Source organism: Acinetobacter sp. YH12063, assembly GCF_013419715.1.
GTDB classification, from domain to species: domain Bacteria; phylum Pseudomonadota; class Gammaproteobacteria; order Pseudomonadales; family Moraxellaceae; genus Acinetobacter; species Acinetobacter amyesii.
This window is the reverse complement of the sequence record NZ_VOZO01000009.1, coordinates 107,802-120,798: the sequence shown is the minus strand read 5'-3', so window position 1 is coordinate 120,798 and position 12,997 is coordinate 107,802. Positions and strand designations below refer to the sequence as shown.

Annotated in this window: 12 protein-coding genes; 9 read left to right on the top strand and 3 right to left on the bottom strand. The window is 40.1% G+C overall.

Annotated elements, in window-relative coordinates:
* Positions 1-32 precede the first annotated feature (32 nt).
* The 3 genes from FTU12_RS11510 to FTU12_RS11500 are packed head-to-tail and all read right to left on the bottom strand — an operon-like array spanning position 33 to position 3,740.
* Entirely contained in the window at positions 33-2,219 is a 2,187-nt protein-coding gene (locus FTU12_RS11510) for a polysaccharide biosynthesis tyrosine autokinase (RefSeq protein WP_180114411.1), read from the bottom strand.
* A gap of 16 nt (positions 2,220-2,235) precedes the next feature.
* Positions 2,236-2,664 carry a low molecular weight protein-tyrosine-phosphatase gene (locus FTU12_RS11505; RefSeq protein WP_180049553.1) on the bottom strand — a complete coding sequence of 143 codons (429 nt, stop codon included), beginning with the start codon at positions 2,662-2,664 and terminating at the stop codon, positions 2,236-2,238.
* Positions 2,664-3,740: a polysaccharide biosynthesis/export family protein gene (locus FTU12_RS11500; RefSeq protein WP_218945431.1), complete on the bottom strand. Its 1,077-nt coding sequence runs from the start codon at positions 3,738-3,740 to the stop codon at positions 2,664-2,666. The genes FTU12_RS11505 and FTU12_RS11500 overlap by 1 nt, the downstream gene beginning before the upstream one ends.
* 404 nt (positions 3,741-4,144) lie before the next feature.
* Here FTU12_RS11500 and tviB point away from each other — a divergent pair, with 404 nt between their 5' ends.
* The 9 genes from tviB to FTU12_RS11455 all read left to right on the top strand — a co-directional run bounded on the left by tviB (position 4,145) and on the right by FTU12_RS11455 (position 12,851).
* Complete coding sequence (gene tviB, locus FTU12_RS11495) at positions 4,145-5,422, top strand: Vi polysaccharide biosynthesis UDP-N-acetylglucosamine C-6 dehydrogenase TviB (RefSeq protein ID WP_180114410.1); 1,278 nt, start codon at positions 4,145-4,147, stop codon at positions 5,420-5,422.
* A 15-nt stretch (positions 5,423-5,437) separates the two neighbouring features.
* A complete protein-coding gene (locus FTU12_RS11490) occupies positions 5,438-6,460 on the top strand; it encodes an NAD-dependent epimerase/dehydratase family protein (RefSeq protein ID WP_180114409.1) in 1,023 nt (340 codons plus the stop codon).
* Between the two features lie 10 nt (positions 6,461-6,470).
* On the top strand, positions 6,471-7,643 hold the full coding sequence (locus tag FTU12_RS11485) for an oligosaccharide flippase family protein (RefSeq protein ID WP_180114408.1): 1,173 nt from the start codon (positions 6,471-6,473) through the stop codon (positions 7,641-7,643).
* Positions 7,643-8,236, top strand: a complete 594-nt coding sequence (locus FTU12_RS11480) for a DapH/DapD/GlmU-related protein (RefSeq protein ID WP_180114407.1) — start codon at positions 7,643-7,645, stop codon at positions 8,234-8,236. The genes FTU12_RS11485 and FTU12_RS11480 overlap by 1 nt, the downstream gene beginning before the upstream one ends.
* 117 nt (positions 8,237-8,353) lie before the next feature.
* Positions 8,354-8,902, top strand: coding sequence for an acyltransferase (locus FTU12_RS11475; protein WP_180114406.1), 549 nt, complete (start codon positions 8,354-8,356; stop codon positions 8,900-8,902).
* Between the two features lie 31 nt (positions 8,903-8,933).
* Positions 8,934-10,052, top strand: coding sequence for a glycosyltransferase (locus FTU12_RS11470; RefSeq protein ID WP_180114405.1), 1,119 nt, complete (start codon positions 8,934-8,936; stop codon positions 10,050-10,052).
* The gene (locus tag FTU12_RS11465; protein WP_180114404.1) at positions 10,049-11,143 is read left to right on the top strand and encodes a glycosyltransferase; all 1,095 of its coding nucleotides are present in this window, start codon (positions 10,049-10,051) and stop codon (positions 11,141-11,143) included. The genes FTU12_RS11470 and FTU12_RS11465 overlap by 4 nt, the downstream gene beginning before the upstream one ends.
* Positions 11,140-12,279 (top strand): glycosyltransferase family 4 protein, encoded by a 1,140-nt coding sequence (locus tag FTU12_RS11460; protein WP_180114403.1) that lies wholly within the window; start codon positions 11,140-11,142, stop codon positions 12,277-12,279. Before FTU12_RS11465 ends, FTU12_RS11460 begins: the two co-directional genes overlap by 4 nt.
* Positions 12,280-12,311: 32 nt before the next feature.
* Positions 12,312-12,851 carry a serine O-acetyltransferase gene (locus tag FTU12_RS11455; protein ID WP_180114402.1) on the top strand — a complete coding sequence of 180 codons (540 nt, stop codon included), beginning with the start codon at positions 12,312-12,314 and terminating at the stop codon, positions 12,849-12,851.
* Positions 12,852-12,997: the final 146 nt, after the last annotated feature.

Genomic DNA, 12,997 nt, shown 5'->3' with positions numbered 1-12,997 from the left:
CGTATTCGGTGGCTTTTTTGAATAGGCTTGAATTAGTCTTGGTCTTTTGAAGCTTTATAGCCATAAGAATAGTTATAGCCATAACCATAACCAGCTGAGCTACGTTGAATGTCGTTTAAAATAATACCATTGACCTTCACACCCACTTGTTCAAAGCGGTTCACGGTTAACTCTAGTTCTTTCAACTGAGTTTTGGCATAACGAGCAATCACCAAATTCACACCAGCATATTGCGAAATAATGATACCGTCTGTCACCGCAAGTACAGGAGGGGTATCAATGATCACATGATCAAACATCGGTGAAATTAAATCTAAGAATTCTTTGAATTTACCAGAACTTAAAAGCTCAGATGGATTAGAAGGGCTCTTACCGCGAGTAGTCACACTTAAATTTGGAATTTCAGTGGTTTTAATGATGCTGTCTAGATCACGCTGACCATTTAAATACTCAGAAAGACCTGGTTGGTTGTCATGATTGAAGTATTTGTTTAAATAACCACGACGTAAATCGGCATCAACAATTAAAACGCGTTTATCACTTTGCGCAAGAATCGTAGCTAAATTGGTTGAAATAAACGATTTACCGACTTCTGGTGCAGGCCCCGAAATCATGATCAGGTTATTTTTTGCAGATGTCAGTGCAAAGTGAATGGCAGTACGCATACTGCGCAAGCTTTCAATTGCAATATCATCGCTATTTTTAACTGCAAGTACAGGAATGGTCTTTTTCTTCTTCAGTAACTTGATGCGACTTTCTTGAACAGGTGAGCGGGGCACAGTGGCATAAACAGGAAGATCCAGATTGTTTTCAATTTCTGATGAATCTTTGATCCCTGAGCGCAACATGTTACGAAACAACGCAAGTAATGTACCGAGGAAACCACCGAGGAAAATTGAAAGTATCAAGATTTGTAGTTTTTTCGGCGCAATCGGTTCAATCGGCTCTACAGCAGTATCCACAATACGGACATTACCAATTTCACCAGCTTTGGCAATACGAAGCTGTTGGTAAGAATTCAACAACGCTGTATAAAGTTGTTGTTTTACTTCAACTTCACGGTATAGCTGTAAATAACGACGTTGTAAGTCTGGTAATTTTTTTAAGGTGGTATTTAGTTCACCAATTTTGCTATTGATTGCACCCAATTGAGCATTCATTTGTTGCATCACGGGATGTTCACTGGTGTACTTCGCAGAAGCTTCGGCAACTTTTTGCTCTAATTCAGCTTTTTGAGTTTCAAGAGTGACGCTTTGAGTTAAATATAGCTCAGATTCTTTAGTCACATCGACGGTATTAAACTCTTGACGGAATTTGTTAAATTCACGTTCTGCGACATCAAGCTGTTGTTTTAGCTCAGGGAGTTGTTCGTCCAGGAATTTTAAAGTTTGTGCACTTTCAGCAGAGCGTCTTTCAATATTTTGATGACTGTATGCTGCTAAAATGGCATTTAGAACCTGAGTAATATGTTCTTTATCTTGGCCTTGATAGTTAAGGCCAAGCACGCCCGTCATTTTACCTTTTTCAGCAACAGAGTAATTTGCCAAAATACTGTCAACTGCGGCAGGTAGAGACTGCTTTTGAATTAAATAGTCGTCTTTGAGTTGATCTTTGCTATAAATTGAGATTTCCCAAAGGCCTTCTGCTGTACGTAAAGAATTTTTTTGGTTCAATGGTGCTGTTAAAATTGTTTGTTCAGCCTGAAGATCAATCAAAGAAAATTTATTTTCTTGAAGCTGTAGGCCAAGATCCTTGTCGCGATAGAGTGCGGGGATATTAAATTGGCGGATTTCAAAACTTTTTTCATTATCTTTGAAAACCACAGATTTATTTTTATATTCGGTGGCATATTTATGAGCTGAAATTAATCGGTCAGTAAAGGAATTTTCAGTACCTGAAATTTTTAGATCGAGATGTAAGTTTTGAATCACGGTACCGAGAACTAAGCGCGATTTAAGAATCTCAATTTCTGCTTGGGCTGGTTGTTTTTGATCAATCATATTAGAAAGATCACCCAATAGTGCAGCTGAAGCCCCTTTACTTTCTTCAACTTGTACTAAAGCATTGACTGCATAAGTATCTGGTGTTGCTCTTAAATAAAGTAAGGCACAAACGAGGCTTAAAATCACACATAGAGCAATTAACTTCCACTGTGCAATCAGAGAGAAAAATAATTCTTTTAAATCAATTGTATCTTCTGTATTGGTATTTTGGCTCATAATCGTACATCAAAAGTTAAATTTGTTTAGTCCAATCTGCAACGCAAGATTGGATCAGTTCTGAGGTTTGGTCAAAAAAGGCTTGATCATGTTGGTAAGGATCGGGCACATTTTTACCTTGCCAATGTCCTAAACGAAAAGTCTTTCCCTTTGCAAATGGCCATGTTTGTTCAATATGCTTTTGTTGATTTGAACTCATGACTAAAATTAAATCTGATTTTTTGATCAGTTCGGCATTTAATTTTTGGGCAATATGGCGACTCATATCGATGCCAATTTTTTGCATACAGTATTGGGCTTTATCATCTGCTGCATGTCCAATCATGCCTGAGATTCCCGCTGAATAAATATTCAGATCGGGATGATTCTTTTTCAGAAGATATTCTGCCATAGGACTTCGGCAAATATTACCTACACACACCACCAGAATATTTTTAAATAACATTATTGACCCATTCTGTCGATGTTATAGATCATATTTGAGAAAGGAATCACCTGATTGATCACACGCTGCCAACGTGCCAAGCCAGATGCATCAACATATACAATATCGTTGCTACGCATTTTGAACTGGTTTGCGAGTCCAAAGTCACCAATACTGGTTAAATCCAAATGATAAATTTCGGTCATTGGGCTATTCATATCACTACGTACTACGTAGATTTTACCTCGACTTGCAGAAAGCGAGTTTACCCCAAGACTTTCTCCGAGGACATCACTGAGACTCATTCCTTGATCACGCATTGGTAGGGATTGATTTTTACCAGATTCACCCATTACATAAATTTTCTGATTTTCGCGTGAATTGACATAAATTGTATCGTTAGGCTGTATGAGTAGATTATGTAGTGAATAGCCTGCCTTTTCTAACTGGATACTATTTAAGTTATAAGTTTGACCTTGGCGCACTAATGTAATCGATGTATTGTCACCCAATTGCGTATTCACGCCGCCAGCAAGACCAAGTGCGGTATACACGCTAGTAGGTTGATCCGTTAAATTAAATTGACCGCCTTTCATTACATTACCTTGGACAGAGTAACGTTGTCCTTGGTAGGAAAGTACGCGAACAATCACATCTGGGGTTTTTAAGTAACGAGCAAGTTGGCTGCGTAATTCCTGATTGACTTGTGTCAGCGATTTTCCTGCAGCTTTATATCGGCCAATAATTGGAAATTGGATATAGCCACTTTGATCAATTTGGTAGCCATTAGAAATAATGGCATCTTGATTGTTAATTGTATTTGTGGGTGGTGTAATTTCAGGGTATGCCCATAAATAAATAGATAAAATATCACCTGAGTTTAGGCGATAACTTTTTTGTTGTTGATTGAATAGATGGGCAAAATTTTGCTGATTTACTTGGGCGGGTTGAACAGCAACTAAATTTTCTTGAGTTAGTTTAATAACATTGACTGTCGAGCCTAAATCAGTCTGAAATGTGCCTTCTTTAGGAAGGTCATAGGTTTGTAAGCCTGAAGTAATGGCACAACCCGTCATACTTAGACTCAAAGCTAACATACAGCTATAACGATAGTAACTCACTCGAATACAAATCCTATTTATAAAATATTTGAATCATTGAATTGAAATACGGGTTTAAGTACCCAAATTACTCATTTTAGAATGTTAAGTTTATACTATTCACCTTGTAGAATATAGTTTTACATTTGTTTTAAATCGTAAGTTTAATCAACACTTGTATGGATGAATATCTTTTTAAAGATCTAGTTGTTATTTGAATTTTTTTAAATATACAAAGTTGGTTTTATAGGGTGAATTGTTTAATCCTATAAATATTTTTGATTAAAATTACAGTCCTCATAGAACATCATTACACAATCGAAATTTGATTTTCTGATATAATTTAACGCTATTTACAACATAACGATGATTGATGATTCATCGATGACATAGGCTTCAGTATGTTACAACTCTCCGAATTAAAAATTGCCATAATCGGATTAGGTTATGTCGGTTTACCGCTAGCTGTTGAGTTTGGAAAAAAAGTTCCCGTGGTGGGCTTTGATATTCATCAGAAGCGTATTGATGAATTACGTAGCGGACGTGATCATACCTTAGAAGTTTCTCCTGAAGAATTAGCACAATCAGCTCAATTAAGTTACAGCGCAAATTTAGAAGACTTAAATGACTGTAATTTTTTTATTGTTACTGTTCCAACCCCGATTGATGAATATAAACAACCAGATTTAACCCCATTGGTGAAAGCTTCAGAAAGCATTGCAAAAGTGTTGAAAAAAGGTGATGTGGTTGTCTACGAGTCAACAGTTTATCCGGGTGCAACAGAAGAAGTCTGTATTCCTGTTTTAGAGAAAAATTCAGGCTTAATATTCAATCAGGATTTTTATGCAGGCTATAGCCCTGAACGAATTAATCCGGGTGATAAATTGCACCGTGTCACCAATATTTTAAAAATCACTTCGGGTTCAACACCAGAAGTGGCTGATTATGTTGATGAAGTCTATAACCTGATTATTGAAGCGGGTACTCATAAAGCAGCTAGCATTAAGGTTGCAGAAGCAGCGAAAGTGATTGAAAACACTCAGCGTGATGTGAATATAGCTTTAATTAATGAATTGGCGTTGATTTTCAATAAAATGGGCATTGATACTGAAGCGGTGCTGCAAGCAGCAGGTACGAAATGGAATTTCTTACCCTTCCGTCCGGGTCTTGTGGGCGGTCACTGTATCGGGGTTGATCCGTATTACTTAACCCATAAAGCACAAGCGATAGGCTATAACCCAGAAATTATTTTGGCAGGCCGCCGTTTAAATGATGGTATGGGCGCATATGTGGTGACGCAGTTGGTGAAAGCCATGCTGAAAAAACGCATTCAAGTAGAAGATGCCAAGGTTTTAATTTTAGGTTTAAGTTTTAAAGAAAATTGCCCGGATATCCGTAATACCCGCATTATTGATATTGTGAATGAATTGAAAGAATATCATATTGATGCTGATGTCTATGATCCTTGGGTCGATGGCGCTGAGGCTGAACATGAGTACGGTATTAGCCCTGTGCAGGCACTGGAAAATGGCAAATATGATGCAGTAATTTTAGCGGTTGCGCATCACCAGTTTAAAGACATGGGTGTGGAGGCGATCCGTGCTTTGGGTAAAGCTGATCATGTGTTGTATGACTTGAAATATGTGTTATCTCAAGCCGAATCTGATCTTCGTTTGTAAGAGGGCCATACTAAAATGAATCAATATCAACAGGTATGTGAAAACCTTAAAACAGCGCCTAAAACATGGTTGGTCACAGGTGTTGCGGGCTTTATCGGCTCAAACCTTTTAGAAACCTTACTCAAGCTGAATCAAATCGTAGTGGGTTTAGATAACTTTGCTACGGGTCATCAGCATAATTTGGATGAAGTAAAGGGCTTAGTGACAGCTGAACAATGGGCAAAATTCAGTTTTATTGAAGGCGATATTCGTCAGTTTGCCGACTGCCAAAAAGCCTGTGTTGGCGTGGATTATGTACTGCATGAAGCCGCTTTAGGTTCTGTACCGCGTTCGATTGCCGATCCGATCACCACCAATGACACCAATATCAGCGGTTTCTTAAATATGCTGACGGCTGCGCGTGATGCAGGTGTTGCCAGCTTCACATACGCAGCCAGCAGTTCAACTTATGGTGATCATCCTGCATTGCCAAAAGTTGAAGAAAACATTGGTAATCCATTGTCGCCTTATGCAGTGACCAAGTATGTCAATGAGCTATATGCCGATGTCTTTGCACGTAGCTACGGTTTTAAAGCAATTGGCTTACGTTATTTCAACGTGTTTGGTCAGCGCCAAGATCCTAACGGTGCTTATGCTGCGGTGATTCCGAAATGGACGGCATCAATGATCGCGGGTGAAGATGTCTTCATCAATGGTGATGGTGAAACCAGCCGTGATTTCTGTTTCATCGATAACACGGTTCAAGCCAATATTTTGGCGGCAACTGCATCTGATGACGCCAAAAACCAAGTGTATAACGTGGCTGTGGGTGACCGTACTACGTTGAATGAGTTATATCGTGCCATTCAGGCAGCGCTTGCAACTAATGATGTGAACTTTGAGCGTGATCCTGTTTACCGTGAGTTCCGTGCAGGTGATGTACGTCATTCACAAGCGAGCATTGCCAAAATTGAGCAACATCTGGGTTATGCACCGCAGTATAAAATTGCCGAAGGCATTCAATTGGCCATGCGTTGGTACGTCAATAACTTAAAATGATCTTGAGCAGATGATTGCGAAACTGTTCGCAAAATATCAGTCCATTGGACTGATTACACTCAGTTTACTGGTCGGTGCGATAATGACATTTATCGCACTTCCTGTTTTAACGCGTCTATATTCTGTTGCGGACTTTGGTGCTTACGGAATTGCTTTAGCCATTGTCAGTGTTTTATCCACGGTAGCGAATTTACGTCTGGATCAAGCTTTATTGGTTGCTGAGGAGCAGGATAAAAAAAGCCTGATCTTTGAAGGGGCGGTGTTCTCTATAGCAATTGCCATGATCAGTGGCATTGTCATCAGCGTGATTTTAAATGTTGAAATGGCAGGGGCTGTTGCCACAGGTGTGCTTGCCAATACCCTGATTCAAAGCCTATATAATTATCAATTTTCCGCACATAAAGAATATTTTTGTGCAGGTTTAAATATTTTTAGAAGTGCCATTGTCGTGTTGGTACAACTCTCGTTGCCATTCGTGATGCAGATCAGCTTGGTGAATAGTTATAACGTCAGCTCGATTATCATGATTGTGGCGGTGCTGATTTATTTACTAAAACATCAACTTTATCAAGTCAGTTGGCAGGCGTTTAAAAATTATCAAGACTTTATTTATGCCAATACCCCGCATGCCTTGCTGAATAGTTTTTCACATAACTTGCCGTATTATGTGGTGTCGCATTTTGTGGGTGTGCAGGCGATGGGCTTTTATGCCATTGTCGAGCGGACTTTACGTGTTCCGATCAATTTGATTTCACAAACCTTACGTCAATTTTTTATCCGTAAGTTTAAAACTACAGATTCAAATAAAAATGCCTTGAAGGCCAGTATGCTTTTAAGCTTGGTGTCGCTGCCTCTTTTTGCAATTTTCTTTATCTTGCCTGAATCGGTATATCTTTGGATTTTCGGTTCTGAATGGGTTGGCATCTCAACTTATTTCCAAATTTTAGCGTTGGGCTATTGGGCGGTTTTCTGTAATCCGCCAAGTTCGGCTTATTTAATTGCCAAGCGGAATAGCCAAGTATTATTTAAACTGCAAATCGTAGAGCTCATGATTAAGTTCGCTTTATTTGCAGGCTTATATGTTTTATTTGCCGATAAAATTTATATGCTCTTGGCGGTGCCTGTGGCGCTGATCATTTATAACTTTGCTATTTTATATGTGGTGTGGAGTAACAAAAGCTGATGTTTTTTAAACTGTTAAAACTGATGAATTGGTTCACTGCACAATGCCGTCAGCAATTTTATAATGTGGCTTTTGGCACCAAATTTCGTTATTTCGGCAAAGCTTGTACGGTCGATATTAGCGGACAAGTGAAGATTGGCAACAATGTTTATATTGGCGATCATGTCAGTTTAATCGTTGAACAAGGTGCGAGCTTAGAAATCGCGGATAACAGTTTTATTGGTGAAAACTGCTATATCAAATGCTTTGGTGGCAAGGTGTCAATTGGTAAAGATGTCAGTATCAATTCTAAGTCCTATATCAATGGCTGTGGCGGTGTGAGCATTGGCGATAACACTCGTATTGGTACGCAAAGCATCATCATTGCCAGTAATCATAAATTTGGTGAACCTGACGTGTTGGTGAAAGACGCAATTACCAAACAAGGGGTCAGTTTGGGTGAAAATATTTGGCTTGGTGCACGGGTGACGGTACTTGATGGTGTGAAAATTCCAAGTGATTCGGTGATTGGCGCGTGTAGCCTCGTCTCGAAACCTTTGGATGAATCAGGTGTCTATGTCGGTAGTCCTGTTAAAAAAATCAAATCGCTCTGATCTTTTTTCATCCTGTATCGTGACTGCGGTTTCCATATCGTAAAGTAGATTTTCAGCGTAAAATAGCTGACTTATTTTCCTCCTTTTAAGTTGCCTCGCTTCATTCAGGTACTGTGTATGTCATTTATGGTTTCTGCTTTTCGACAGCTGTTTGATCTCGCTTATTTTATGGCAAAGGGCAGTGTGGCTTATGCACGTAAAAAAGGCGTAAAAGTCGGTGAAAATTGCCGAATTTATATTAAAAGCTGGGGCTCAGAACCATTTTTGGTCAGCATTGGTGATCATGTGACTGTAACTTCAGGGGTGAAATTTATTACTCATGATGGCAGTACGTGTTTGGTGAAAGATGCGCAAGGTAAACGCTACCAACGCTTTGCACCAATTCAAGTCGGTTCGCATGTATTTATTGGGGTCAATACAATCGTTATGCCCGGTGTGAGCATTGGCTCAAATGTTGTCATTGGTGCAGGCTCAGTGGTGACAAAAGACATTCCTGATCATAGCGTGGCGATTGGTGTACCTGCCAAAGTGGTATCCAGTTTTGCCGATTATCAAGCCAAAATTCAAAGTACTTGTGCCAGTGACAGTGAGCTTGCGGGCATCACGGATTATCGTGAGCGAGTTGAACGCGCCATGGCGATTCAAGCCTCAAAAACACCGCATTAATATTCTCCCATTTTAAAATTTAGGTCTGCATATGTTGAATAAAGTCATGTTCTTTTTGCCAAGCTTGGGTGGTGGCGGTGCAGAACGTACAGTCATTCAACTTGCCAATAGCTTTGCAGAACAAGGTCTCAATATTCATTTGGGTGTGTGTGATGTCACAGGTGATAAAGCTAAGCTGTTACCTGAAGTCAGCCCGAAAATTCAATTGGTCAATTTTAATTGCGGTCGTGTGATGAATAGCATCACCCTCCTAAAAATGAAGCTGAAAGCTGAGCAATATGACTGCTTAGTGGCAACGCAAACCCACACCAATATTGTGGCAGGCATTGCCAAAAAACTGGCAGGCGTTCAAACCGCATTAATTTTCCGTGAAGTATCGACGCCGTCTAAAAATTTGAAATTACAGGGTGTTGCTAAATTCGTTTTAAAAACTTTGGTGAATTGGACGTATCCCATGGCACAGCAAGTGGTCTGTGTCTCCAAAGGGGTTGAAGCAGATTTTCGTGAATACTATAGCTATAAGAAAAATAACCTGAGCACCATTTATAACCCAGTGTTAGATGATGCCTATTTTGAAAAGCTCAAAGCGCCCGTTACGCATCGCTTTTTTAATAATGACAATAAAGTGATTTTAGCGGTAGGGCGGCTGACTGAAGCAAAAAACTTTGGCTTTCTGATTCGTTCCTTTAAAGCTTTACATGATCAGCATCCTGAAACCCGTCTGATTATTTTAGGTGAGGGTGAACTGCGTGCTGAATTTGAAGCTTTGGTATCGGACTTAGGTTTAAACGATGTCGTAGATTTACCGGGCTTTGATTCAAACCCGTATGCCTATTTTAAATATGCATCGCTGTTTGTTTTAAGCTCAAATTGGGAAGGTCTACCGGGTGTGCTGATTCAGGCGCTCGCTTCCAAAGTGAAGGTGGTGAGTACCGATTGTCCAAGTGGACCAATGGAAATTTTAGACTATGCAAAATTTGGTTTATTGGTCGAATGCAATGATCAGGCAGGTTTGATGCAAGCCATGCAACAGGCAATTTTTGCTGATTATGTACAGTATTCGGAAGCTGATTTTGAAGCGCATATTCAGCAATTCCACAAAGTAACGGTATTGCAGCAGTACTTAAACATGATGGAGTCTGCAACATGAGCAAACCGTTGATGGTGCATGTGATCACCAACTTTGCAGGGGTGGGAGGTGCAGAAATGATGCTGGCGCGCTTAATTCAGCAAACTGAACATGACTATCAGCATGTGGTTATTGCATTGATGAAAACCTCAGAGGTCTATCAAAGCACTTTGGAACGTTGTGAGTCATATTATGCTTTGGGTTGGAATGGTATTAACACCCTGAGTACGATTCAAAAAATACGTAAATTGCTAAAGCAGTTACAACCTCAAACCGTGCAATGTTGGATGTACCATGCCAATGCCTTAACCAGTTTGAGTGTCATTGGCTTAGCTAAAAAACCAAAAGTCGTGTGGGGCATTCATCACTCGCTTGCTTCCCCGAAAGATGAATCGATCAGTACCAAGATTGCTCTAGGCCTAAGTAAAATTTTATCAAAACAGCCCAATCACATTATTTATTGTGCGCATTCTTCATTAGAACAGCACCAAGCATTTGGTTTTCAAAACCCGAATAGTGAGGTGATTGCCAATGGGGTATTTCTTGATAAATTTCAGCCGAACCCAGAATTGCATCAACCAACCGTGATTGGCTTTGCCGGACGTTACCATCCTGCAAAAGGCTATCCGTATTTTTTTGAAACTATGGGCTTACTTAAAGATAAAAACATCATCTTTAAAATTGCAGGTAGCGGAGCGAGTTTGGAGAATCCTGAGATCAAAGCTTTATTTGATCAGTATCAACTAGATGCTGAAAAAGTCCATTTATTGGATCAAATCTCAGATATGCCTGCGTTTTATCAATCTATTGATGTATTCCTCATGACTTCAATTACTGAAGGCTTCCCAAATGTCTTGGTCGAAGCAATGGCATCAGGGTTACCGTGTATTAGTACCAATGTCGGCGATGCGCAATACATTGTGCAGGACTTAGGCGCAATTGTGCCACCACGCAATGCACAGGCTTTGGCAGAAGCAATCTTGACGTATGTGCAAAAAACAGAAGCAGAAAAACACGTTTTAAAACAAGCAACGCGTGAACGGGTTGAACAGAATTTCAGTATTGAAACTGTCAGCGGTCAATATATGCAGGTGTGGAGCCAACAGGCATGAAGTTTTTAATGATATGTAGTTATTTGCCCTCTGCACTGAACTTCCGTGGCAAGCTGTTAGAAGCCATTGCAACTAAAGGTTATGAAATTCATATCATGGCGCCTGAGTTTGCAAGCTTCCCTCAAGAACAACAGAAAATGGAAGCTCTTGGCTATCATTTACATGAAATTCCAATGCAACGGACTGGTACCAATCCGCTGGCAGATTTAAAATTACTGAAGCATTTATATCAAAACATTCGTCACATTCAGCCTGACTATGTGCTGTCTTATACCATTAAGCCAGTCATTTACGGCATGCTGGCATCATGGTTGGCAAAAGTACCACATCGCTTTGCTTTAATTACAGGGCTAGGTTATGCCTTCCAAAATGTCGAATCGGGTAAACGCAGCCTGTTTCAAAAAATGGTGCATGGTTTATATGCACAAGCCTTGAAACATAGCGATAAAGTCTTTTTCCAAAATCCTGATGATTTGAAGTTATTCCAAGACATGCATTTGCTTGACGCTGAAAAACCGACGGTGGTGGTGAATGGTTCGGGTGTCAATGTACAAGACTTTGATGTCTTGCCCTTACCGCAAAATGATGCGGGGACAGTCAAAGCTTCGTTCTTACTGATTGCACGTTTGCTCGGTGATAAAGGCGTACGTGAATATGCCGAAGCCGCACGGATCATCAAAGCGAAACACCCAGCAACTGAGTTTCATTTGGTCGGTTGGATTGATGATAATCCCTCAGCCATTGCCCAAGCTGAACTTGATGAATGGATTGCCGACGGACGCCTCAACTATTGGGGTAAACTGAGTGATGTACGTCCTGCGATTAGCCAAAGTTCGGTCTATGTATTGCCATCGTATCGTGAAGGTACGCCACGTACCGTGTTAGAAGCGATGGCGATGGGACGTGCGATTATTACCACTGATGCACCGGGTTGCCGTGAAACTGTTCAACATGGGCAAAATGGTTATTTGGTCGGGGTGAAATCAGTCAATGATTTGGTGCAAAGCATGCAGTACTTTATTGAAGATCCAAAATTGATTGAATATATGGGACAGCGTTCACGTGAAATCGCGCTGAATAAATATGATGTGCATCAAGTGAATAAGCACATGATGGCTGAAATGGATATCCATTAAAGGCGATTCATCGAATTTTAGAGACGATCTAAATGACCTTAAAATATATAAAAAGTGATTTATACCGCTATACGGGCAATCTTGGTTTGAAATCATTTTTGAAAACTTATTTTTTCAATCGCGGTTTTAATTTTTCATTTTGGCTGCGTTTAGCCAGTGCAAAATCATTTTGGGCGAAGCTGGCTTATCCGATTTATTATTATAAAAAAAAGCAGTACGGCATAGATATTCATACTACGACTCAAATTGGCTATGGCTTGTTTATTGGGCATGGCGGGCCGTTGGTCGTCAACCCGACAACCGTGATTGGCAATAATGTGAATTTGTCGCAATTTACCACCATTGGCGCCAATGGTGGGCGTAAAGCTGCTGAAATTGGTGACAATGTTTATATTGGACCAAATGTCTGCATTATTGAGCATGTCAAAATTGGCAATAATGCCACTATCGGTGCGGGCAGCGTTGTGACAAAAGATATTCCTGAAAATGCAACTGCAGTAGGAAACTACGCGAAGGTTATCAGCATGAATAACCCGGGTCATGCAGTCAATCGTCGTTGGACAGATCTCTAAACAGCTATATGGTTTGGAAGCTTTTAGAACAGCGGCTACTTGGGTCCCTTTGACGGTTGAAATATTTTACAAATCTGATGGCGTCGAACAGGGTATAATCATTACTAGAAATGGATACCATTTCCCCATCTTCATCTAATCTTAAG